The following is a 21,188-nucleotide window of genomic DNA, read 5'->3' as shown; positions in this document are numbered from 1 at the left end:
GAGGGCTTGTCGAATCGAGAGAGGAGTTGCCCATGCCTGAACTGGACGACGCCAGGGTGCTGGTGCTGACCTCCAATACCGGCGTCGAGCACGACGAACTGCTGGTGCCGCGCGACGAACTACGCAAACGCGGCGCTCAGGTCACGCACGCGGCGCCGAAATCGGAACCGGTGCAAACCTTCCGGCACGACGTGGACAAGGACGAGGCGATCTCGCCGGATGCCGCGCTGGACGCGGTGGACGTGAACGACTTCGACGTGCTCGTGGTGCCCGGCGGCACCGTGAACGCGGACAAACTGCGCGTCGACGATCGCGCCGTCGCACTGGCCAAGGATTTCGCGGGTGCGGGCAAGCCGATCGCCGCGATCTGCCACGGACCGTGGCTGCTCGTCGAGGCCGACTTGGTGCGGGGCAAGACACTGACCTCGTACCACTCGATGCGCACCGATGTCGGCAACGCGGGCGGCGCATGGGTCGACGAGCCGGCGGTGCGCTCGTCCGACGGCGGCTGGACGCTGATCACCTCGCGCAATCCCGGCGATCTGGCGGATTTCGTCGGCGCGATCTCCACCGAGCTGCGCGGGTAGGGCGGCGGCCTGCTCGTTTCGGCCGTGCGGCGCCGGGTACGCGCACGACATCGGCCCTGACGAGGGCAGTGACGCGGGAGGAGGCTGTATGGCAGGCAATCACGGCAATCGGCTGGTGGGCGCGCGAGCGCTCGCGACGCTGGCCGATCTGGGTTTCGCATCGATCGCCTCGGGGGTGATCGCTCGCAGACGCGGCGTTATGGAGGTGCTGGAGCGGGTTAAGGCCGACCGTCGCGCGGTGGCGCGCATGCGTCGGTTGCGTGACGAATTCGGCGCGGGTCCAGTGGAATTGGTGCTGCCGGGACGTCGCGTGGTGGTCGTGCTCGACCCTGGTGACGTCGGCATGGTGCTGGACGGCGCGCCGCGGCCGTTCGATCCGGCCAATCGGGAGAAGCGGGCCGCGCTGCGCCAATTCCAGCCGCACGGCGTGCTGCTCTCGGAGGGGCCGGTGCGCGCGCAGCGACGCGCGGTGAACGAGGCGGCGCTGGACACCTCGGCGCCGCTGCATCGCCTCGCCGGACCGTTCGCCGAGATCATCGCCGACGAGGCGCGCGACCTGACGGCGGCCGCGCTGCGCCGCGGACATCTCGACGCGGACCAGTTCACCGCCGACTGGTGGCGGCTGGTCCGTCGCCTGGTGCTCGGCAGGCGCGGACGCGACGACGAGGTGATCACCGACGAGCTGTGGAAGCTGCGCTCGGCCGCCAACTGGTCGTTCCTTGCGCTACCGCTCCGCAAGCGGAGGGACCGCTTCACCGAGCGGCTCTACCGCTACGCCGAGGCGGCCGATCCGGACAGTCTCGTCGGCGCGCTGGCCGCGACCGAAGCCGGCGCCGCGGTCGACCCGGTCGGCCAGATTCCGCACTGACTCTTCGCCTTCGACGCGGCGGGCATCGCCGCGAGCCGGGCCCTCGCGCTGCTGGCCACCCACCCCGATCAGCACGCCCGCGCGACCGCCGACGCGGTCGATCCGCACACTCCGCAGACCCGCGACTATCTGCGCGCCTGTGTGCTGGAGTCGGTGCGGCTCTGGCCGACTACGCCGGTCATCCTGCGTGACATCACCGAGGACACCCTCTGGCGGACGGGCGCCGATCGGTTCACCATCGAGGGCGGCGCGGCCCTGATGATCGTCGTGCCCGCGTTCCACCGTGATCAGGAATCCTTGCCGTTCGCCGACCGGTTCGTCCCGGATCTCTGGTTGGAAGGACTCGAGCGGCAGTATCCGCAGCTCGTTCCGTTCAGCGCGGGCCCGGCCGGATGCCCGGGGCGCAACCTGGTGTTGTTCACCACCAGCACCCTGCTCGCGCACCTCGTGGAGGCCGCCGACTGCCACCTCCGCTGCACCCCGGAGCTGTCGCCGCACAGCCCATTGCCGTTGACACTCAACCACTTCGGACTCGACTTCGCGATCACGCCCGCGGTTACCCGCGCCAGGTGACCGCGCAAGCCCGCGGCGGGGTCAGGCGGCCGCGGTGCGCAGCTCGAACCAGCCGGTGGTCGGGTCCGCGAAGCCGTGGTAGACGAGGGGCGTTCGCTGGTCGAGATCGAAGTGCCGGTAGACCGCGAGCATGGCTTGGCGGATGGAATCGGCCTGGAAGTCCTCGCCGCGGCGGAAGCCGATGCGGCGCTCGGGGAGCAGCGCCAGCCGGGTCACCTCGGCGCGGTCGCCGAGATCGAGTCCGAAGGGATCGATGATCAGGTGGTCGTGCAGGATCGCGTGCAGCCGTTCGGGGTCGGGCAGGTGCGTGGTGCACCGGCGCAGTTCGGCGTGGATCGGCGGTTCGGAGCGGCCGGGCACAGTGGGCGTCTCGAGCGACTCGACCAGCGGGACGTCGGGCCTCGGCGGCGCGTCGGGATCGTCGACGGTCGCCTGTTCCAGCAGGTGCAGGATGTTCCCGCCCGGCATCAGCGGTTCCGGGACGAGGAACAGGGTGACCGAAGGGCAGCGGCAACCCTGGCCGGTGAGACAGACCTTCGCGGGGAGCGGGTAGGACATGCGTCCTCCTCCGGATGCGGGGACGAAACGATCGGCGAGGGGCGACGCTGCCCAGGTCCGGACGCCGATCGACGGAACCCCGTTGCCCGTGCGGCGGACGTCCGGGGCGATCGAGTGTCAGCGCGTGCTCTTCGAGCACTCACTGCATGGTAATCCGCGGCGACGGCCGGTGGCAGGGGCCCGCGCGCCCTCGTTCGGCGCGTGCACTTCGGCCGCGTCGTGGTGTGATCGTCGGATGGTGAGCGCCGATCCCTTCGACACGGACCACTGTCGATGAACGCGGAGATACGCCCCGATCTAGGTCTGGCGGTGCTGTGCGTCGCGATGGCGGTCGCGGCGGCCGTGGTGTACCGGGTGGCGGTGCTCGGTTCGCCGTTCGTGGCGCCCCGCGCGGCGGTGCGGGGCGCGTTGCAGCTGGCGGCTGTCGCGCTCGTCTTGGCGGCCGCCTTGGCGCGCCTGTGGTCGGCGATCCTGGTGCTCGCCGTCATGTTCGTCGCCGCGGTGGTGACCTCGGCGCGGCGCTCGGGCGCGGTGAAGTCCGCTCCGTGGCTGGCGCTGGCGCTGGGCGCGGGTGTCGGTGCGGTGCTGCCGCCCATGCTGCTCAGCGGTGTGGTCCCGATGGCAGGTGTGGCGCTGGTGCCGGTCGGCGGGATCGTCCTCGGCGGCGCCATGACCGCGACCTCGCTGGCGGCGCGCCGCGCCCTCGATGCCGTCGAACAGCGTTGGGGCGAGGTCGAAGCGGCGCTCAGCCTGGGCTTCACCGAGCGCGACGCGCGGCTGGAGGTGATCCATCCGACCGCCACCGACGCGCTGTTGCCCGGGGTGGATCAGACCCGCACGGTCGGACTGGTCACGCTGCCCGGCACGTTCGTCGGCGTGCTGATCGCGAGCGGCTCGGCCATCCAGGCAGGCGCCGTCCAGATCCTGGTGCTCTCGGGTCTGCTGCTCGCCCAGTCGTGCGCCGTCGCGGTCACCATCGAACTCGTGGCCCGCCGCCGCGTCACACGACGGCGGGCGGGCGATCGAGGCGACGCGTCGGCGTCGAAGCCGCCGGGCTTCTCGTAGCCGACGCCGGTGAATCGCCGCACCGAACAGCCGCACGGCCGGGACAGGGCCTAGCCGGAGAGCCCGACCAGCCGCGCGCTCACCACGTCCAGCCGATGGGCGAGCACGTCGTCCTGCGCGCGGCGCGACGGCGTCTTCAATTCGTTGTCCTGGAAGTAGCGTCCGCTGTGCTCGGCGGGCTCCGGCGCGGAGGCCAGATAGGTGAGCCTGCGCCCGCCCTCCGCGGCGGGAATCATGAACACACGCTTGGCGACCGCCGCGAATGGCCTGCCCCACCACGGCATCGTGTCCCAGATTCCGGTGGCCACCGCGCCGGGGTGGAAGGCGTTGACGGTCACGCCGGTGCCTTCCAGCCGCCGCGCGAGCGTGCGGACGTACAGGATGTTGGCCAGCTTGGACTGGCTGTAGGCCTTCTCACCGGAGTAGCCGCGCGCCAGGCTCAGGTCGTCGACATCCAGGCTGGCGCCGTAGTGCATCACCGACGAGGTGAACAGGATGCGCGCGGGGGCGCTGCGCCGCAGCAGGTCGAGCAGCATCTCGGTGAGCAGGTAGCCGCCGAGATGGTTGACCGCGAAGGTGGCTTCGACCTCGTCGTCGGTCATCACACGCTGCGGGTAGTAGCCGCCCGCGTTGTTGGCTAGCACGTCTAGGTGGTCGTAGCGGGCGAGCACCGTCGCGGCCAGCTCGCGTACCGCGGCCTGACTCGCGAAATCGCACACCAGCGTGTCCACCCGCCCCGCGCCCGCCTCGCGGACCAGTCGCGCGGCACGGTCGAGTTTCTCGGGATTGCGTCCGACGAGTATCAGGTGATCGCCTGCTTCGCCCAGTTGCCGCGCGGCTTCCAGACCGATGCCCGACGTCGCCCCCGTGATCAGGATCGTCTTCATGCGACCAACGGTGCCACAACCATGTGCGGCGCGGGCGTCACCGCGCGGGTTCGGCCGCGTCGTCTTCCGGTTCCGGCGGCGGCGCGCAGGCTTCGTCGATCTGCTCGCCCACGTACCGCAGCACCACCGCGACGATGGCGGCGACCGGCACGGCGAGGAACGCGCCGATGATGCCGTACAGCGAGCCGCCCGCGGTCACCGCGAGCAGCACCACCACCGCGTGCAACTTCATGGTGCGGCTCTGCAACACCGGTTGCAGCACATTGCCTTCCAGTTGCTGCACCGCCAGGATGATGCCGAGCACGATCAGTGCGGTGGTCAGGCCGTTGGCGACCAGCGCGACGAGCACCGCGAGCGCGCCCGCGACGACGGCGCCGACGATCGGGATGAAGCCGCCGATGAACGTCAGCACGGCGAGCACCGCGGCCAGCGGGACGCCGAGAATCACCAGGCCCGCGCCGATCAATACCGCGTCGATCAGGCTGACCAGCGCCTGGGTGCGAATGAAACCGCCGAGGGTGAACCAGATCCGGCGCAGCACCTCCTCGAAGTGCCTGCCACCGCGGGTCCCGGTCACGCTGTGCAGCCAAGGCAGGAAGCGCGGCCCGTCCTTGATGAAGAAGAACGCGAGCACCAGCACCAGGAACAGCGTGACCAGCGCCGAAGTGGCGGTGGTGACTCCGCTGAAAACGCCGGTCGCGATCTGCTCGGCGCTGGACTGCAACCGCGACACGATGGCGTCTACCGCGGAATCGAGCTGTTCGTCGCGGATGTTCAGCGGCGGGCCCTGCAGCCATTCGCGCACTCGGTTGACGCCCTCAGTCGCCTTATCGGCGAGCTCGGGTGCCTGATCCACCACCGAGGGCACGATCAGTGCGATCACACCGGCGAGCAGACCGAGGAAGCCGAGCAGTGATAACGAGGCGGCAAAGCCCGGCCGCAGACCGTGTTTGGTGAGCCACCGCGTGGGCGGCCACAGCACGGTCGCGACGACGACGGCCAGCGCCATCGGCAGGATCACCACCCACAGCCGCGCGACGATCCAGCCGAGCACCCAGGCGCCCGCGGCGATCGCGACCAGGCACAGCGACCACTTCGCCAGCCAGAGCAATCCGATCCCGATCATGCCCCCGCGCTCGCGCAGCGCGATCGCCTCTTTCTTGCCGGTGTCGTCCCCGGCGGTGGGCTTGTCCTGCTCGCTCACGACTTGCCTTCCACTCGCTGACGCGCTCACCGGCCCAGTCTCGCACGACGCGGCGGACGAGGCCGGTCGCCTACGGGTCGCGGTGGCGACGAAGCGGCCTCTTCCGGTTTCCGACGCGTTTCCCGGATATCCGATCGACAGAGGAGGTGTGTGTCATGCCGAAGGAATGGACCGGCAAACAGGAACGGCAGTACGAGCACATCAAGGATTCCGCGCAGGACCGTGGCGCGAGTACCAAGCGCGCCAAGGAGATCGCGGCCCGCACCGTCAACAAGAACCGCGCCCAGGCGGGCCAGAGCAAGACCGCGAGCCGCTCGTCGCTCGAGGACATGTCGCCGCAGCGGCGCGGCGGGCAGCGCTCCGGCCGCAGCGGGCCGAAGGGGCCGACCAGGGATCAGCTCTACAACGAGGCCAAGAAGCGCAACATCAAGGGCCGCTCCCATATGACGAAGAAGCAACTGGAGAGCGCTCTCGGTCGTTAGCCGGTCGCGCCGATCAGCGCCGCCGCGGCCTGCTCGGCGAGATCGGCGGCGTGCGGCGGGATCTGTTGCCCGGCAAGTAGATACCGTCTGACCAGGGCGTAGGGCAGGTCGACGACGGCAAGCAGCACTTGGTCGGTCGCTTGCGCGCCGGTGTCACCGGTGCGCGCGATCAGGTCGGTCACCGCGTCTTGGATCGCGGCGTTGGCCCGCGCGTTGTCGTCCCGCGCCTGCCTGCTCCAGTCCCGTTCACCCAACTCCCCAGCCCCCGCGAGCAGCACGGCCGCATCGCGGGGGTTTCGTCGTGCCCAGTCGAGGGTCGCCCGCGCGCTGCGGCGGATCGCCTCCTCGGGTCGCTCGATGGTCAACACCGCGAGCAGTTCCTCGTGGAAGCGGCGCAGCGTGCGTGACCACAGCGCGGCGAGCAGCGCGGGCCGGTCCGGAAAACGGTGATACACCGACCCGCTCGGCGCGCCGACCGCCTTGGCCACCGCCGACATGGTGACCGCGGCGGGCCCGCCCGCGGCGAGCAGTTCCGCGGCCGCGTCCAGCAGCCGATCGGCGTCGTGCTTCGGTGGTCTTCCCATGTATTGGAGGATATGCTCTAATTCTGTTTTAGAGACAATTCTCTAAAATGCCATCGGCGTCGCCACCGCGATCCCGGACGCCACATACGGCTGAACAAGGAGCGAAAAACCATGGCCGTCATCAACATTCACGTCCGCCACCTCGCCGCGTCGGCGGCCGAGGCCGGCTCGCTGCTCGACTCGCTGGCGAGCGAGGACGACCGGCTCTGGCCCGCCCCGGCGTGGCCACCCATGCGCTTCGACCGCCCGCTGGGTGTCGGCGCGGACGGCGGGCACGGCCCGGTCCGCTATCGGGTGGAGCACTACGAGCCCGGTCGGTGGGTCCGTTTCCGGTTCACCGGTCCGCGCGGCTTCGACGGCTTCCACGAACTCACCGTGCGGCCGACTCCCGACGGCGGCGTCGACATGATCCACCTGCTCGCCATGCACGCCCGCGGCCCAGCCCGGCTGACCTGGCCGCTCGCCTACCGCTGGATGCACGACGCGTGCCTCGAGGACGGCTTCGACCGCGCCGAACACGCCCTCACCGGGTCGGTCCGGCGGCCCGCACGCTGGAGTCCTGCGGTGCGCTTGCTCCGCTGGGTCGCCGATCGCGCGATGGGGTCCGACGCGCCGACCTCCGAGTCCGTCTCGGTGACAACGGCTTCTGCCGCTGGTTAGCCGAACCAAGGCGCTCCGGGGTTGGTGATCGGGGGCGTGCCGATCTCCGAGTCACCCTCGGTGGCAACGGTTTGCGCCTGCCGCATAGCCGACGCGGCCGCTACCTCGACTCGGTCGCCATGGGTGCGGGCTCGTTCGCGTAGTGGCGAGCCAATGCTTCGAGAATTTCGGAGCACCCCGCGTCGATGCGCAGCGTGGCGAGATCGTCGCCGCGGGTCCGGCCGCGGTTGAGGATTACCACGGGACGGCCGTGGGCGGCCGCGCGGCGGACGAAGCGCAGACCGGACATCACGGTGAGCGAGGATCCGGCGACGAGGAGGGCGTCGGCGGCGTCGACGAGGTCGAAAGCGGCGGCGACGCGGTCCTTCGGGACGTTCTCGCCGAAGTAGACGATGTCCGGCTTGAGCATGCCGCCGCAGCGGGCGCAGTCGACCATGCGGAAGCTGCCGGTGTCGGCGACCACGGCGTCGGCGTCGGGCGCCACCTCGACGCCGGTGGCGGTGGCCGACTCCGCGAAGCCGGGATTGGCCGCCTCCAGCCGGTCGGCCAGCGTCATCCGAGAGATCAGCGCGGAACATTCGAGGCAGCGCACGCGGGCGTAGACGCCGTGCAGGTCGATCACCTCGCGGTGGCCCGCCTTCGTGTGCAGCAGATCCACGTTCTGGGTGATCAACCCGGTGACGACGCCGAGGCGTTCCAGCCGGGCGAGTGCGCGGTGCCCCCGATTGGGGCGGGCGGCGTCCATCCGGCGCCACCCGACGTGGTTGCGCGCCCAATACCGTTGCCGGAAAACGGCATCCCCGACGAACTGCTGGTAGGTCATGGGATTGCGGGGCGGGGAATCGGGGCCGCGATAATCGGGGATGCCGCTGTCGGTGGAGATCCCCGCGCCGGTCAGCACGGCGACCCGGCGGCCGGCCAGCACCCCGGACAACCGCTCCAGCTCCGCATCGTGCGACGTGCTGCGCGACATGACACGCATCGTAGGCGCAGCAGGACGGGGTACGCCCGACACCCGCGCATGGCCGCGGGGAAGGTGGAGGTCGCAGCGGAGTCGCGGCCGCGCGAGTCCGTCCGGAGCGGAGGTGGAGCGTTCAGTCCTCGACCGTGATGCTCAACCGGGGTGGCCCGGCCTCGCCCGGCCCGGCGACCCGCTCCCACACCGCCTCGATCAACGGCGCGAGCAGCAGCTCGCCGAGTTGGCGGATGAGGACCGAGACGACCTGCGTCGACTCGCGCCGGTCGGTGGATGCCACGCCCGTCTCGCGCAGCCCGACCACCTCCCTGCGGGTCAGCTCGACCAGCGACTCGAGCAGGTCGATCCGCGTTCCGGAGGGCTCGAGCACCGAGCGCCGGACGTAGTTCACCACCGCGGGGTTGTCGGCCAGCATCCGCCGCACCGCCTCGTCCCGCGCGGCGGCGACCTGCGCGGTGGTGCCCGACACCGGCGCGGACGCGACGGCGTGCCCGAAGTAGTCGACGACCAACTGGTCGACCGCGGCCTCCAAGCCCGCCTTCGTCTTGAAATGGTGCTGGACGAGCCCGAGCGTGACACCCGCCTCGGCCGCGACCGCGCGCAACGACACCCGTTCCGCGCCGTACTGGGCGTACAGGTCCATGGCGGCGTTCCTGATCCGCGCCTTCGCGGTCAGATCCTCGTTGGTCGCCCGCGGATCAACCATGTACCCTCGCCTCGTCGTTCCTGGAATCGGTGGCGGCGATTCTACGACGAGTAGTACGTCGGCCGCGTCATCGCACCGCTTCCGATACAGCTGTATCCCGAGGCTGGCGCGTCCGGCCTTGTACGCCGGGCGTTTTCGCGAACGCGGCACGGATCAGTTGCGGATCAGTAGCACCACACCCGCGGTGATCAGGGCGAGCGCGATCGATGCGATGCCGTACGCCAGCCGGTAGGGCCGCAGGTAGGGCAGCAGGCTGTCGACGGCGAAGCGGCCGGGACCGGCCAGCGCGACGGTGACCGTGGAGAAGATGAGCAGCAGCTCGTACTCGACGCCCTGGGGGGCGAAGAACCCGTCGCCCCACCGGACGGCGAGCGCGTTGAGCAAGGTCCCGAGTACGGCGGCCGCGGAGAGCGGCGTGAGGAAGCCGAGGGCCAGCGCGAGGCCGCCGAAGCCTTCGGTAATGCCTGCGACGACCGCGAAGAAATCGCTCGCCGGGTAGCCCTGCGAGGCGAAGAACTTGGAGGTGCGGTCGAGCCCGGCTCCGTCGAACCAGCCGAAGAGCTTCTGCGAACCGTGCACGGCCATGGTCAGGCCGACCGTCAGGCGTAGCACCAGCAGGCCGAGGTCGGTGGGAAGCGTGCTCACGGCGGCTGCCCTGATCGGTGCTGTTGTGGTCGTCATGTCGGGGTCCTCTCTGTGAAGCCGATCTGCTGACGTGGATTCGGTTGCCGGACCGGGTTGTCGGTGCTGAGCCGAGCTCGATGGAACGTCGTCGAATTCCGCGGCGCGCGTGGCACGGATTCCTGGCGGCCGGGGCCCTGGTCAACCGCGAGATCGAGCAGCATCTGAGGCGGGAGGGTCCATCGCGCACGCAGTACGAGACGCTGGTCCGGTCGTCCGCCGCGCCGAACGGCGGACGGCGCACGACCGATCTCGCCGACGCGCTCTACACGTCGAAGACCGGGCTGACCTATCAGGTCGCGCAGTTGGAAAAGGCCGGATTCGTCCGCCGCGCTGCCGCCCGATGCGACGAACGCGGCGCGGTCGCCGTCCGCACCCGCGCGGGACGGCGCCGATTGGAGCAGGTTGCTCCAGGGCACCTCGCCACCGTACGCCGAGCGCTGTTCGATGTCCTCACTCCGGCCCGATAGCCGATGGGCTCGGCGCGGTCGCCGACCGGCTCACCGCGCGCTGAGCGCGGCGCACACGAAAGCGGGCGGGTCCGAAGAACCCGCCCGCTCGTGATACGTCAGTAATCAGTCGCCGCGCTGGTGCGCCTTCTGGCGCGCCTCGTCGATGCCGGCTTCCGCCCGCGCCTTCTCCGCGGCGGCCTCCTTCTGGGCGGCCTCACGCTGCGACTCGGCCTTGCTCTGCTGAGCGCGGCCTTCTTGTTCCAGGTTTTCGTTGCCGGTGACGACGCCCGCGGCCTCCTTGACCTTGCCCTTGGCGTCTTCGACGACGCCCTTGACACCTTCGCGGGGTCCGCTTTCGTGCTTCGACACGATGTCTACCTCCGAAATCTCGGTTATCGGCTGACACTGGCCGCATACCCGGTCCCGAGAGCCTCAATCGCGAGGCACCGAGCCCGCCAGATTCCGGCGACTGCCCAGCCCGGATTCGGCGGACGACTACACCGATCTACTGAACCGGCAGATCGAGGCTCGAGCCCTGATCCGCGGTCGAGGGTTTCGGGGAGCTCGGGTTCTGTCCGTTGCCGGGCTGCGAATCGTTCGACGGTTCCGTCAGCGACTCGACGATCTCATTCCGGGTGTAGTCGATCGCGTCATCCGTTGCCCGCTCCCCGATGCCTTCCTGCTCGCCCCAAGTCATGTTGGCAACTGTTTTGCCGACCTTCCTGCCGATCAGGGAGTTCACCACCTTGTCGCCCAGGGGGTTACCCGTGAGACTGACGCCCCTGTCGTTCAGCAACTTCTTGACCGGGGCCGCGACGGCACCGGAGATCGCACCGTGGATGCTCTTCGAGGCGATGGAGAAGCCGTCGTAACCATCGCGGACTCCGAGCTTGATCTCGAGCGACTGGAATCCGACTTCCATTCCCCCTTTGATACCCGCCCCCATCGCAGCGCCGATGACGATCGTTTTGACGCCGATTTCCTGGATCAGTTTCTTCAGCGCCTGTGTGATCGCCGTGCGGACGGCGACCTGGACCGCGGCGCCCTCGGCCAGGCTTGCTCCTAACGTCGGTGCCGCCGCCGCGGCCGCCGCCGCCAGCTGGATCGCGAGGAACACCAGCATCGAGATGATGTACAGCTTCACCGCGAGGACGAGCATCGCCATCACCCGGAGGACGAAAGCCAGCTCCCTGCAGAACTCGGCGGTACTCTGCAACGTTCCGCCGTCGCCGCCGACGGTCTTCCAGAACGCCTCGATAGCGTCGTGGGTTTCGCCTTCGGTGTTCGCCAGTACGACCTTGACGACGTCATCGCCGAGATCGTTCACCTGGTCCAGGAGGTCGGCGATCTGATCCCATCGATCAGCCGCCGCCCGGAGACCGGTCTCGTCGGTCTCCGGCCATTTGTAGACAACCACGGCGGCAACCGGTTTCAGGGCGTCGGGTATTTCCAGTCCCATGGTCGCTCAGCCCTCGCCATCCAGGTAATCGGTGACCTTCGTCAGGGCGTCCTTGAAGTCCTGATCGAGATTCTGGAACGTTGTTCCTGTCGCATCGACGCCCCGGCCGAGAAACTGAAGCAACTGCACGGCGCCATCGATGGCCGTCAGCGCCTCTTCGGCCTTACCGGTGTAGTTCTGTGCGAACCGATCGCCGAATTCGTCGTCGCCCCACGCCTGGCCGATGCTGTCGAGTCCGGACTTCAGCGACGACAGCCCGCTGGCGAGTTCGGTTGCCAGCTCGGCGAGCTTCGGCGCTTGTGCCTTGACAGCGTCGGGATCGATACTGAAGTTGTTGTTACCAGCCATGACTGGCCCCCAGTCCCTTCCAATGCGGTCCTTCGTCCTCGTCATCGGCGGGTGGCACCGATTCCGGAGCGGGCGCCGATGCTTCGGGTTCGGGCGGGGCGGGCAGAATGTCGCCGATCTGCCTACCGATGAAGGGCAGTTCCTCGTAGAGCTGTTCCGGCGGAGCGAACTCCGCGGCCGCCGCGGTGATCGGCGCCAACAGTGCGTCCATCTCGGATTTGGCCGAGCGCGCCGCGAACTGGGCCGCCTGGAGGAACGAGGCCGCCAGCTTCTCCGGTGCGGAGCGCTTGAAAGCAGCCGGGTCTACCCACACGTCGACAGGAACACCGGCCGCGTTGGTGGTCACCCGGACCAGGTTGTCGTCGGACCAGCCCTGGGAAGTCGAGGCGGCAAGCACATCTCGCGCGTTCGCGATATCCCGCAACTGTTGCTCGTAGGTGGCAAGCACGTTGTCGACCTGGCCCTGCAGCGCATCAGTGCGCGCGCGGAGCTGCTCCTGCTCGAATGAATTCACACCGAAGTCCTCAGATCCGAAGTTGTCGCGTCACTGGTATGACGCTACAAGCGCGACATCGGTTCCATCGAATCCTTTGGGGCCACTACGGATTCACCCACGCCTCCAGTTGTGCGACCTCCTCGGGGATCTCGAGCGCGAGGCGTCACGCCCGCCAGATTCCGTCACCCGCGCGGGTCAGCACGATGTTGGGCACCACCGCGTTGCGCGACAGCCGGGTCACGGCCAGCACCATCTCGGCGATGTCGCCGGTGCTGAGCATGGCGGAGGGGTCCAGCTCCATCAGAGGCGCTCGATGATGGTCGCGTTGGCCAAGCCGCCCGCCTCGCACATGGTCATCAGGCCGTAGCGGCCCTCGGTCTGCTCGAGGTGGTTGACCAGGGTGGCCAGGATCCGGGTGCCGGACGCGCCGAGCGGGTGGCCGAGGGCGATCGCGCCGCCGCGCGGGTTCAGCTTGTCGGCGTCCGCGCCGAGTTCGTGCCGCCAGACCAGCGGCACCGGCGCGAATGCCTCGTTCACCTCGTAGGCGTCGATGTCGTCGATGCCGAGCCCGGCCCGGTCGAGGACCTTGCGGGTGGCGGGAACGACGGCGGTGAGCATCAGCAGCGGATCGTCGCCGAGCACCGCGAACGAGTGGAAGCGGGCGCGCGGGCGCAGGCCGAGCTCGGTCGCCGCCTGCTCGCTCATGATCAGCGCGGCCGAGGCGCCGTCGGTGAGCGGCGAGGAGTTGCCCGGGGTGATCGACCATTCGATCTCGGGGAAGCGCGCCTTGTACTGCTCGTCGACGAAGGCGGGGCGCAGCGCGGCCAGGCCATCGGCGGTGGTGGTGGCGCGAATGGTCTCATCGGCGGTCAGCGTGCCCGCCGCGACCAGTTCGTTGTCGAACCCGCCTGCGGCCGCGGTCTCGGCGGCCAGCCGGTGCGAACGCGCCGCGAACGCGTCCAGTGCGGCGCGGTCGAACTTCCACCGCGCCGCGATCACCTCGGCGGAAATGCCCTGCTGGACAAGACCTTCCGGGTACCGATGGGCGATGGGTCCGCGGTTGGCGTCCTTGCCATGCGCGTTCGAGAACATCGGCGCCCTGCTCATCGACTCCACGCCGCAGGCGATGGCGATGTCGTAGGCCCCGGCGATGACGCCCTGCGCGGCGAAGTGCGCGGCCTGCTGCGAGGACCCGCACTGGCGGTCGACGGTGGTGGCGGGCACCGACTCGGGGAAGCCCGCGGCGAGGACTGCGGTGCGCGAGATGTTGAACGCCTGTTCCCCGGACTGGGTGACACAGCCGCCCACCACGTCGTCGACGAGCGCCGGATCCAGATCGTTGCGCGAGACGAGCTCGGCGAGCACGCCCGCGAGCAGCGTCGCCGGATGCACCTCCGACAGACCGCCACCGGCCTTGCCCTTGCCCGAGGGGGTGCGGACGGCGTCCACGACGACGGCGGACCTCATAGCTGTCTCCGATCAATTAAGTTAACTGCCATTCTTGGCTAAGTTAACACGAATTCACCTCGGTATGGAACGGAGACCGCCGATCGGCGCGAACGGGGCCGTGGAGCGAGGACGCCCGAGTCGGCGCGGCGCCGTGACCGGCCGTAGCATCGGGCTACACAGATCCGGTGGCCGGCGGGGTGGTGGGCCGCATCGACATGACGAGGTGTTCGTGGACAGCTGGCCGGTCACCGTCGCGCTGCCGATGGTGCTGACGCTCATCATGTTCGGGCTCGGGCTCGCCCTGACGGCGGGCGATTTCACCAGGGTGGTGCGGTATCCGCGCGCGGTGGCGGTCGCGCTGAGCTGCCAGCTCGTTGTGCTGCCCGCGCTCGCGTTCGGGCTGGTGCTCGCGGTGGGGCTGAGCGCGGAGCTCGCGGTGGGGGTGATGCTGCTGATGGCCTCGCCGGGCGGGGCGACGGCGAATCTGCTCAGCCATCTGTTCCGCGGCGACGTCGCGTTGAATGTGACTCTCACGGCGGTGAATTCGGTGCTCTCCGTGGTCACCATGCCGATGGTCGCCAACTTCGCCCTCGGCTTCTTCGAACCGCCCGGCACCGAAGGCATCGGCCTGCAGTTCGGCAAGGTGGCCCAGGTCTTCGCGCTGGTGCTGATTCCGGTCGCCGCGGGCATGACGACCAGGCGGCTGCGGCCAGGATTCGCGGACCGCATGGACCGGCCGGTGCGGGTGGTGTCGGTGGTGTTCCTCGCGGTGGTCACGCTGGCGGCGCTGGTGGCCGAGCGGGGCAACGTGCTCGACTATCTCGCCGCGGTCGGTCTAGTGGTCGCGCTGCTGTGCGTGACCAGCCTCAGCATCGGCTATTTCGTGCCGAAGGCTTTCGGCGTCACGCGCACCCAGGCCATCGCGTGCTCGATGGAGGTCGGCATCCACAACAGCGCGTTGGCGATGACCATCGCCATCAGCGTGCTCGGCGATATCAGGATGGCGGTGCCCGCGGGCGTCTACGGCATCGTCATGCTGCCCATCGCCTATCTGGCCGGTACGGCGATCAGCCGCAGGATCCGGCGGGACGAGAGGCCGTTGGCGACCGCGGGGGCCGCGCGCGACTGAGCGCGGCTCAGTCGCGGGAGCCGGAGATCTCCAGCTCCCGGACATTCGGCGGCGCGGCCGGATTCGCCCCGGTCACCTCCAGCCGGACGAATCGCGCGGCGACCGGTTCGGTGAGCGCACCGGTCGAAGGGTCGGCGGCGACGGCGGACCACGCGTGCCCGTCCTCGGACACCGCGAGCGACGATGTCGCGGGCGCGGGTTCGCCCCAGCGCGGCGAGACCCGCTCGACCCGGGCCGAGTCGCCCAGATCCACGGTGAGGCTGCCGTGCGAGCCGTCGGGCGCCCACCCGGTGGCGGTGTCGCCGTCGACCGCGGCGTCCGGATAGCGGCCCGCCTCGGCGGACGAACCGGTGACCGGACGGCAGCGGGCGAGGTTGCCGGTGGGGGCGCGGTCGGGGCGGCGGGTCTCGATCGTCACGGGATCGCCGGGCGCGGCGGTGCGCGTCCCGCTCGGCGTCCGCAGCGGCATCGGGTCGCCGCCGGTCACCATCACCGTCGTTCGCTCAGCGCCGATCTCCGCGTCGAAAGTCCGTCCCCGCCAGTGCATGCCGCGCAGCGTCACGCCGTGTTCGAACTGCGGCGGCAGCGTCGGATTCACCTCGACGGCGTCGGCGCGCAGCCGCAGCCCGAGCAGTCCGCTGGTGAGCGACTGCAAGAAGCCGCCAGCGACACGTCGCCTTGGAGGTGAATCTGGTTGAGGCAGTGCGGCGGATCCCAGCTGTGGCATTCCTCGAGATCGCCGTCCGTCGCGCTGGTCCAGGGGTAGAACGCGCCGGGGAAGCCGAGGCGCCGGGCGTTGTCCTTCGCAGCGGGCAGCGTCTTGTACCGGTATTCCACAACGGATCTCGCCAGCTCCGGCGCGAAATGCAGGAGGGCGGGAAACATCCAGATGTCGGCGTCCCAGAACACCGACCCCGCCTAGTTGTCGCTGCTGAGCCCTACCGGCGAAAGACTGTTGTCCTGGGCCGGATTGCTCGCCGAATACAACGAATACAGCGCGCCGCGCGCCCAGGACTGCACGTCGGGTTCGCCGGGGATCTCGACGTCCCCGCGCCACAGGTCTGCCCACGTCGCGGTGGTCTCGGTCAGTAGCGCTGCCCAGCCCGCGTCCGCTGCCCGCCGCGCCTCGGCCAGCGCGGAGGCTGCGGGATCGGCAGCGGTGCGCGCGGTGTCGACGCCGACGAACTTGGCGGCGGTGTAGGACTGGCCTTCCCGCACCGTGATTCGCGCCTGCTGGCTCGCGCTGAGGTCGTCCCGCGGCGGCGACGGAGCGGTCACCGCATCGGGACCGGCGTCCAGAACGGACACCACCGCACCGGCGACTTCGGTTCCGGCGGGCATATCCTGGCGGCTGTTGTTCGTCTCTCCATCGACCACGGCCGCATCGGGCCGGGGAAGGCAGGCCGGATGCGCGCCATCGCGTTCTACGAGTTCGGCGAACCCGACGTGCTGCGGGTCGTGGACATCGACGTGCCGGAGCCGACCGGCGCCCAGGTGCGAATCGCGGTGCGCGCCGCGGGGGTCAATCCCGCCGACTGGAAGATCCGTTCGGGTGCATTGGTTTTCGGTGAGCCGAGCTTTCCGCAGTACCCCGGCGCCGAGGTGGCGGGCGTGGTGGACGCGCTCGGACCGGACGCGACCGGCGTCGCGGTCGGCGACGAGGTGATCGGCTGGACGCGCGGCGGCTATGCCGAGTACGCGGTGAGCGCCGAAGTGGCGCCCAAGCCCGCGGGCCTGGCCTGGGCGGACGCCGCCGCGCTCCCGGTCGCGGTGAGCACGGCGGCGAAGGTGCTGGATCTGCTGCGGCCGCGGGCGGGCGAGACGCTGCTGGTCAACGGCGCGTCGGGGGCGGTCGGCTCGATGGCGGTGCAGCTGGCCCGCGCCGAGGGCGCCACCGTCATCGGCACGGCCGCGCCCGCCAACCAGGAGCTGGTGCGCGCGCTCGGCGCGATCCCGACCCCGTACGGCGACGGACTGGTCGAACGGGTGCGCGCACTGGCTCCCAACGGTGTCGACGCCGTGTTCGACGCCGCGGGGCACGGGGTGCTGCCCGCCGCGATCGAACTGCGCGGCGGCACCGATCGCATCGTCACCATTGCCGACGGTGCGGCGGCCGAACTCGGCATCCTGTTTTCGGCCGGTCCCGGACCGCGTTCGGCCACCCTGCTCGGTGCGATCGCCGAGCGTGTCGCGCGCGGCGAATTCCGTCTCCCCGGCGCGGCGCGGGTCTTTCCGCTGGCGGAGGCGGCCGCGGCGCAGCGGGAAATGCAGCACGGCCGTGGACCGGGCAAGGTCGTATTGACCGTCGAGTGAGGCGGCCCGTCCTAGGCTGGAGCGATGGGACCGCCTCGGATCCGCAAGCCGCCGCCCGGACTGGCCAGCGATCTCGATGTCTGGCTGATCGGCAGGAGCGCGCGGGTGCGGCCCACGCCCGCCGACCGGCTGCTGCGGAGCCTGAGCACGAGCGCCAATCACAGTCGGCTCTGGATCGGCATCGGCGCAGGCTTGATCCTGCTCGGGAACCGGCCGCTGCGACGGGCGGGCGTACGGGGCCTGCTCTCGGTGAGTCTGGCCAGTGGCATCGCCAACGGCATCGCCAAGCCGGTGTTCCCGCGCCGCAGGCCGCCCGACGAGTCGGTGCCGTTCGTCCGCCGTCTGGTCCGGCCACCGGTCTCGTCGTCGTTTCCCTCCGGCCACGCCGCCTCGGCGGCCGCCTTCGCGACCGGTGTCGCGCTGGAGAGTCCGGAGGCGGCCACCGCGATCACTCCGCTCGCACTCGCCGTCGCCTATTCCCGCGTCCATATCGGCGTGCACTGGCCATCGGATGTGGTGGCGGGCGCGCTGCTCGGCTCGGCGGTCGCGCTGGTCACGCACCGGTGGTGGGCGGCGCGCGCCGACGAACCCGCGCTGCTCGGCCGCGCCGAGCAGGTCGATCCGGTCCCGCACGGGCGCGGCCTGCTGCTGGTGACCAATCCGCTGGCGGGCAGCGGTAACGGTGAACTGGCCTCCGCGCAGCTGCGCGCCGGGCTGCCCGCGGCGCAGATACTGAAGATCGACCCGGAGCGCGATCTGGGCGCGCAATTGGACGCGTGGCTCGACCGCGCCGACGTCACCGCGCTCGGCGTCTCCGGTGGCGACGGAACGGTCTCCTCGGTGGCCGAGGTGGCGGTCCGGCGCGGGGTGCCGCTTGCGGTCTTCGCCGACGGCACCCTCAACCACTTCGCCAGGGACGCGGGCGTCGACGCGGCCGAGCCCACTTTCGCCGCGCTCGAGCGCGGCACGGTCGTCCGGGTCGACGCGGCGGAGGTGCGGTTCGGCGGCGGTTCGCGGATCTTCGTCAACACCGCCAGCCTCGGCGGCTACCCCGACTTCGTCCGGATGCGGGAGCGGTGGGAGCCGCGGCTGGGCAAATGGCCCGCGGCGGCCGTCGCGATGACCCGGGTCCTGCTCGGCGCGCAGCCGCTGCACACCGTCATCGACCGCGTTCCGACGGCCATCTGGATGCTGTTCGTCGGCAACGGCCGCTACCACCCCGCCGATCAGGTCCCGATGTCGCGCCCCGAGCTGCATCGCGGGACCCTCGACGTCCGCTACCTGCGCGCCGACGTTCGCTTCTCCCGTACCCGCCTGATCTGGGCCGCGCTGACCGGCACCCTCGGCAACTCGGCCACCTATGTGCGCAGGGAGGTCCCCGCGCTCGCGGTGCGCGTCGGCGAGGACTCGGTATCGCTGGCCACCGACGGCGAAGTCGATCTCCGCGGAACCGATTTCGCCTTCGCCAGCCGCCCGTCCGCCTTGGCCCTGTTCCGTCCGCCGGAAGCGTAGGCGCTGCCGCGTCATCGGTTTGCGTGTCCCCGCACGCGCGGTCGGTTTTTGTTCTAGCGTGAGCACGGGTCGACGCCGAGAGGGGCCGTGGGATGCGAACGGGGATGCTGGGGCTGGCGGAGTTGCGGGAGCGGGTCGAGACGGGGGAACTCGACACGGTGCTGGTCGCGATGACCGACATGCAGGGGCGATTGCAAGGAAAGCGCTGCGCGGCACGGTATTTCGTCGACGAGGTGCTCGACAACGCGACCGAGGCGTGCAACTACCTGCTGGCGGTCGACGTCGAGATGACGACCGTCGACGGATACGCCATGTCGTCCTGGGACACCGGTTACGGCGACTTCGTGCTGCGCCCCGACCTGAGCACGCTGCGGCTGGCGCCGTGGCTGCCCGGCACCGCGCTGGTGCTCTGCGACGTCGAGCAGGTGCATCCGGAAGGCGAGCCCGTGGCCGCCTCGCCGCGCCAGGTGTTGCGCAAGCAGCTGGACCGGCTGGCCGAGCACGGATTGCGCGCCTACGTCGGCACCGAACTCGAATTCCTGATCTTCGACGAGAGTTACGAATCCGCGTGGGACCGAAGCTACCGCGACCTGCGGCCCGCCAACCAGTACAACGTCGACTACTCGATGCTCGGCACGTCCAGGGTGGAACCCCTGCTGCGGCGGATCCGCAACGAGATGGCCGGGGCCGGAATGTATGTCGAGTCCGCCAAGGGCGAATGCAATCCCGGCCAGCACGAGATCGCCTTCCGCTTCGACGAGGCCATGGTGACCTGCGACAACCACAGCATCTACAAGACCGGCGCCAAGGAGATCGCCGCCCAGGAGGGCCGCAGCATCACCTTCATGGCGAAATACAATGAGCGCGAAGGCAACTCGTGCCACATCCACCTGAGTCTGCGTGACGAGGAAGGCGAGCCGGTCTTCGCGGGCGACGGCAAGGACGGCACGTCCGCACTGATGCGGCACTTCGTGGCGGGGCAACTGGACTGCCTGCGCGAGTTCACCTACCTGCTGGCGCCGAATATCAACTCCTACAAGCGATTCGTCTCGGGCAGCTTCGCGCCGACCGCGCTGGCCTGGGGCCGGGACAACCGCACCTGCGCGCTACGGGTCGTCGGCGATGGCCCTTCGCTACGGGTGGAGAACCGGGTCCCCGGCGGCGACGTGAATCCCTATCTCGCCGTGGCGGCTTCGCTCGCGGCCGGGCTGCACGGCATCGAGCGGCGGCTGCCGCTGGAGCCGGAGTTCCACGGCAACGCCTATCGCTCGCAGCGCCCGCGAGTGCCCAAGACGCTGCGGGAAGCGGCGCAGCTGTTCGGTGAGAGCGCCGTGGCCCGCGCCGCCTTCGGCGCGGAAGTGGTGGAACACTATCGGAACGCGGCGCAGGTGGAGCTGGACGCCTTCGACGCCGCCGTCACCGATTGGGAGCGAACCCGTGGATTCGAACGACTCTGACCCCGGCGCGGCGCGCCCCGTCATCGGCCTGCCGACCTACGTGGAGCAGGCCCGATTCGGAACCTGGGACACGCGAAGCGCGGTGCTGCAACACGACTACATCGACATGGTCGACCGGGCGGGCGGCATCCCGGTGCTGCTGCCGCCCGCCGGTGTCGCGCGACCGGAACTGGTGGAGCGGCTGGACGGGCTGGTGCTCACCGGCGGCGCGGACGTCGACCCGGCCCGCTACGGCGCGCGACTCGGCGACGCAGCGCTCGGCTACACCAGGCTCGACCGGGACGAGTCGGAGTTCGGCCTGTTCGGGCTGGCTCGGGCGGCCGGTGTGCCGATTCTCGCGGTGTGCCGCGGACTGCAACTGGTCAACGTGGCGCTGGGCGGCACGCTGATTCAGCACCTGCCCGACGTGGTCGGTCACGAGGAGCACTCGGGCGGCAGCGGTTCGTTCGGGATCACCAAGGTGCTGACCGAGCCGGACACCCAGGTCGACGCCCTGGCCGGGCCGGAGCTGCGCGTGCACTGCCATCACCACCAGGCGATCGACGCGCTCGCGCCGGGTCTCGTGGTGAGCGCGCGCTCGCGCGACGGGTCGATCGAGGCGGCGGAGTTCCCCGGCGGGCCGTTCCTGATCGGCGTGCAGTGGCATCCCGAGGCCGATCCGGCCGATGATCGTCTGATGCGAGCACTGGTGGTCGCGGCCGCGGCCTACCGGCGAGCACGAGTCGGGTGAGAGGAGCGGACG

General features: G+C 70.1%; 28 protein-coding genes. 12 read left to right on the top strand and 16 right to left on the bottom strand.

Translation table 11 applies throughout. From position 1 onward, the window contains the following. Positions 1-32 precede the first annotated feature (32 nt). From AB0H50_RS04680 to AB0H50_RS04670, 3 genes are all read left to right on the top strand, one after another. Positions 33-587, top strand: a complete 555-nt coding sequence (locus AB0H50_RS04680; RefSeq protein WP_357446667.1) for a type 1 glutamine amidotransferase domain-containing protein — start codon at positions 33-35, stop codon at positions 585-587. A gap of 88 nt (positions 588-675) precedes the next feature. Continuing rightward, positions 676-1,455 (top strand): hypothetical protein, encoded by a 780-nt coding sequence (locus tag AB0H50_RS04675; protein ID WP_357446664.1) that lies wholly within the window; start codon positions 676-678, stop codon positions 1,453-1,455. 24 nt (positions 1,456-1,479) lie between these two features. Continuing rightward, positions 1,480-2,028 carry a cytochrome P450 gene (locus tag AB0H50_RS04670; RefSeq protein WP_357447292.1) on the top strand — a complete coding sequence of 183 codons (549 nt, stop codon included), beginning with the start codon at positions 1,480-1,482 and terminating at the stop codon, positions 2,026-2,028. A 21-nt stretch (positions 2,029-2,049) separates the two neighbouring features. Here AB0H50_RS04670 and AB0H50_RS04665 read toward each other — a convergent pair whose 3' ends face one another. Further along, positions 2,050-2,586 (bottom strand): hypothetical protein, encoded by a 537-nt coding sequence (locus AB0H50_RS04665; RefSeq protein ID WP_357446661.1) that lies wholly within the window; start codon positions 2,584-2,586, stop codon positions 2,050-2,052. A gap of 273 nt (positions 2,587-2,859) precedes the next feature. Between AB0H50_RS04665 and AB0H50_RS04660 the strand changes: the two genes are divergently transcribed. Continuing rightward, positions 2,860-3,651: an ABC transporter permease gene (locus AB0H50_RS04660; RefSeq protein WP_357446658.1), complete on the top strand. Its 792-nt coding sequence runs from the start codon at positions 2,860-2,862 to the stop codon at positions 3,649-3,651. 50 nt (positions 3,652-3,701) lie between these two features. Here the strand turns inward: AB0H50_RS04660 and AB0H50_RS04655 are convergent, their stop codons facing one another. After that, entirely contained in the window at positions 3,702-4,538 is an 837-nt protein-coding gene (locus AB0H50_RS04655) for an SDR family oxidoreductase (RefSeq protein WP_357446655.1), read from the bottom strand. Between the two features lie 37 nt (positions 4,539-4,575). Next, positions 4,576-5,664 carry an AI-2E family transporter gene (locus AB0H50_RS04650; protein WP_357447289.1) on the bottom strand — a complete coding sequence of 363 codons (1,089 nt, stop codon included), beginning with the start codon at positions 5,662-5,664 and terminating at the stop codon, positions 4,576-4,578. A 233-nt stretch (positions 5,665-5,897) separates the two neighbouring features. Here AB0H50_RS04650 and AB0H50_RS04645 point away from each other — a divergent pair, with 233 nt between their 5' ends. Then, positions 5,898-6,224, top strand: coding sequence for a plasmid stabilization protein (locus AB0H50_RS04645; protein WP_357446652.1), 327 nt, complete (start codon positions 5,898-5,900; stop codon positions 6,222-6,224). On the opposite strand, the gene AB0H50_RS04640 is transcribed toward AB0H50_RS04645, so the two are convergent. Further along, complete coding sequence (locus tag AB0H50_RS04640) at positions 6,221-6,808, bottom strand: TetR/AcrR family transcriptional regulator (RefSeq protein WP_357446649.1); 588 nt, start codon at positions 6,806-6,808, stop codon at positions 6,221-6,223. The two genes, AB0H50_RS04645 and AB0H50_RS04640, sit on opposite strands and share 4 nt — an antisense overlap. A 111-nt stretch (positions 6,809-6,919) precedes the next feature. Here AB0H50_RS04640 and AB0H50_RS04635 point away from each other — a divergent pair, with 111 nt between their 5' ends. Next, positions 6,920-7,468 carry an SRPBCC family protein gene (locus AB0H50_RS04635; RefSeq protein ID WP_357446646.1) on the top strand — a complete coding sequence of 183 codons (549 nt, stop codon included), beginning with the start codon at positions 6,920-6,922 and terminating at the stop codon, positions 7,466-7,468. A gap of 100 nt (positions 7,469-7,568) precedes the next feature. Here the strand turns inward: AB0H50_RS04635 and AB0H50_RS04630 are convergent, their stop codons facing one another. The 3 genes from AB0H50_RS04630 to AB0H50_RS04620 all read right to left on the bottom strand — a co-directional run bounded on the left by AB0H50_RS04630 (position 7,569) and on the right by AB0H50_RS04620 (position 9,831). Next, positions 7,569-8,441: an NAD-dependent protein deacetylase gene (locus AB0H50_RS04630; RefSeq protein ID WP_357446643.1), complete on the bottom strand. Its 873-nt coding sequence runs from the start codon at positions 8,439-8,441 to the stop codon at positions 7,569-7,571. A 121-nt stretch (positions 8,442-8,562) separates the two neighbouring features. Then, positions 8,563-9,150, bottom strand: a complete 588-nt coding sequence (locus tag AB0H50_RS04625; RefSeq protein WP_357446640.1) for a helix-turn-helix domain-containing protein — start codon at positions 9,148-9,150, stop codon at positions 8,563-8,565. 153 nt (positions 9,151-9,303) lie between these two features. After that, positions 9,304-9,831, bottom strand: a complete 528-nt coding sequence (locus AB0H50_RS04620; protein WP_357446637.1) for a DoxX family protein — start codon at positions 9,829-9,831, stop codon at positions 9,304-9,306. Positions 9,832-9,911: 80 nt separating this feature from the next. Between AB0H50_RS04620 and AB0H50_RS04615 the strand changes: the two genes are divergently transcribed. Next, entirely contained in the window at positions 9,912-10,301 is a 390-nt protein-coding gene (locus AB0H50_RS04615) for a MarR family transcriptional regulator (protein WP_357446634.1), read from the top strand. 105 nt (positions 10,302-10,406) lie between these two features. Here AB0H50_RS04615 and AB0H50_RS04610 read toward each other — a convergent pair whose 3' ends face one another. From AB0H50_RS04610 to AB0H50_RS04585, 6 genes are all read right to left on the bottom strand, one after another. Further along, positions 10,407-10,652: a CsbD family protein gene (locus AB0H50_RS04610; RefSeq protein WP_357446631.1), complete on the bottom strand. Its 246-nt coding sequence runs from the start codon at positions 10,650-10,652 to the stop codon at positions 10,407-10,409. Between the two features lie 136 nt (positions 10,653-10,788). Then, positions 10,789-11,742, bottom strand: coding sequence for a hypothetical protein (locus tag AB0H50_RS04605; RefSeq protein ID WP_357446628.1), 954 nt, complete (start codon positions 11,740-11,742; stop codon positions 10,789-10,791). Positions 11,743-11,748: 6 nt separating this feature from the next. Further along, positions 11,749-12,090: a WXG100 family type VII secretion target gene (locus tag AB0H50_RS04600; protein WP_357446625.1), complete on the bottom strand. Its 342-nt coding sequence runs from the start codon at positions 12,088-12,090 to the stop codon at positions 11,749-11,751. After that, positions 12,080-12,604: a YbaB/EbfC family nucleoid-associated protein gene (locus AB0H50_RS04595; protein WP_357446622.1), complete on the bottom strand. Its 525-nt coding sequence runs from the start codon at positions 12,602-12,604 to the stop codon at positions 12,080-12,082. The genes AB0H50_RS04600 and AB0H50_RS04595 overlap by 11 nt, the downstream gene beginning before the upstream one ends. A gap of 145 nt (positions 12,605-12,749) precedes the next feature. After that, positions 12,750-12,887 (bottom strand): hypothetical protein, encoded by a 138-nt coding sequence (locus AB0H50_RS04590; RefSeq protein ID WP_357446619.1) that lies wholly within the window; start codon positions 12,885-12,887, stop codon positions 12,750-12,752. Continuing rightward, positions 12,887-14,053 (bottom strand): thiolase family protein, encoded by a 1,167-nt coding sequence (locus AB0H50_RS04585; RefSeq protein WP_357446615.1) that lies wholly within the window; start codon positions 14,051-14,053, stop codon positions 12,887-12,889. Before AB0H50_RS04585 ends, AB0H50_RS04590 begins: the two co-directional genes overlap by 1 nt. 211 nt (positions 14,054-14,264) lie before the next feature. On the opposite strand from AB0H50_RS04585, the gene AB0H50_RS04580 reads away from it, so the two are divergent. Continuing rightward, on the top strand, positions 14,265-15,164 hold the full coding sequence (locus AB0H50_RS04580) for a bile acid:sodium symporter family protein (RefSeq protein WP_357446612.1): 900 nt from the start codon (positions 14,265-14,267) through the stop codon (positions 15,162-15,164). A 7-nt stretch (positions 15,165-15,171) separates the two neighbouring features. On the opposite strand, the gene AB0H50_RS04575 is transcribed toward AB0H50_RS04580, so the two are convergent. The 3 genes from AB0H50_RS04575 to AB0H50_RS04565 are packed head-to-tail and all read right to left on the bottom strand — an operon-like array spanning position 15,172 to position 16,541. Further along, the gene (locus AB0H50_RS04575; protein WP_357446609.1) at positions 15,172-15,819 is read right to left on the bottom strand and encodes a discoidin domain-containing protein; all 648 of its coding nucleotides are present in this window, start codon (positions 15,817-15,819) and stop codon (positions 15,172-15,174) included. Beyond that, the gene (locus tag AB0H50_RS04570) at positions 15,759-16,073 is read right to left on the bottom strand and encodes a hypothetical protein (protein ID WP_357446606.1); all 315 of its coding nucleotides are present in this window, start codon (positions 16,071-16,073) and stop codon (positions 15,759-15,761) included. Before AB0H50_RS04570 ends, AB0H50_RS04575 begins: the two co-directional genes overlap by 61 nt. Positions 16,074-16,082: 9 nt before the next feature. Next, a complete protein-coding gene (locus tag AB0H50_RS04565) occupies positions 16,083-16,541 on the bottom strand; it encodes a hypothetical protein (RefSeq protein ID WP_357446603.1) in 459 nt (152 codons plus the stop codon). A 30-nt stretch (positions 16,542-16,571) separates the two neighbouring features. On the opposite strand from AB0H50_RS04565, the gene AB0H50_RS04560 reads away from it, so the two are divergent. The 4 genes from AB0H50_RS04560 (at position 16,572) to AB0H50_RS04545 (ending at position 21,176) form a co-directional block, all read left to right on the top strand. Beyond that, positions 16,572-17,477, top strand: coding sequence for an NADP-dependent oxidoreductase (locus tag AB0H50_RS04560; RefSeq protein WP_357446600.1), 906 nt, complete (start codon positions 16,572-16,574; stop codon positions 17,475-17,477). A gap of 24 nt (positions 17,478-17,501) precedes the next feature. Then, positions 17,502-18,989: a phosphatase PAP2 family protein gene (locus AB0H50_RS04555; RefSeq protein ID WP_357446597.1), complete on the top strand. Its 1,488-nt coding sequence runs from the start codon at positions 17,502-17,504 to the stop codon at positions 18,987-18,989. A 92-nt stretch (positions 18,990-19,081) separates the two neighbouring features. Then, positions 19,082-20,446 carry a glutamine synthetase family protein gene (locus tag AB0H50_RS04550; protein ID WP_357446594.1) on the top strand — a complete coding sequence of 455 codons (1,365 nt, stop codon included), beginning with the start codon at positions 19,082-19,084 and terminating at the stop codon, positions 20,444-20,446. Continuing rightward, a complete protein-coding gene (locus AB0H50_RS04545; RefSeq protein ID WP_357446591.1) occupies positions 20,427-21,176 on the top strand; it encodes a gamma-glutamyl-gamma-aminobutyrate hydrolase family protein in 750 nt (249 codons plus the stop codon). The genes AB0H50_RS04550 and AB0H50_RS04545 overlap by 20 nt, the downstream gene beginning before the upstream one ends. Positions 21,177-21,188 lie beyond the last annotated feature (12 nt).

Source organism: Nocardia sp. NPDC050793, from assembly GCF_040654065.1.
GTDB lineage: Bacteria > Actinomycetota > Actinomycetes > Mycobacteriales > Mycobacteriaceae > Nocardia.
Note: the sequence above shows the minus strand (reverse complement) of the source record. Positions and strands in the feature narration are given on the sequence as shown.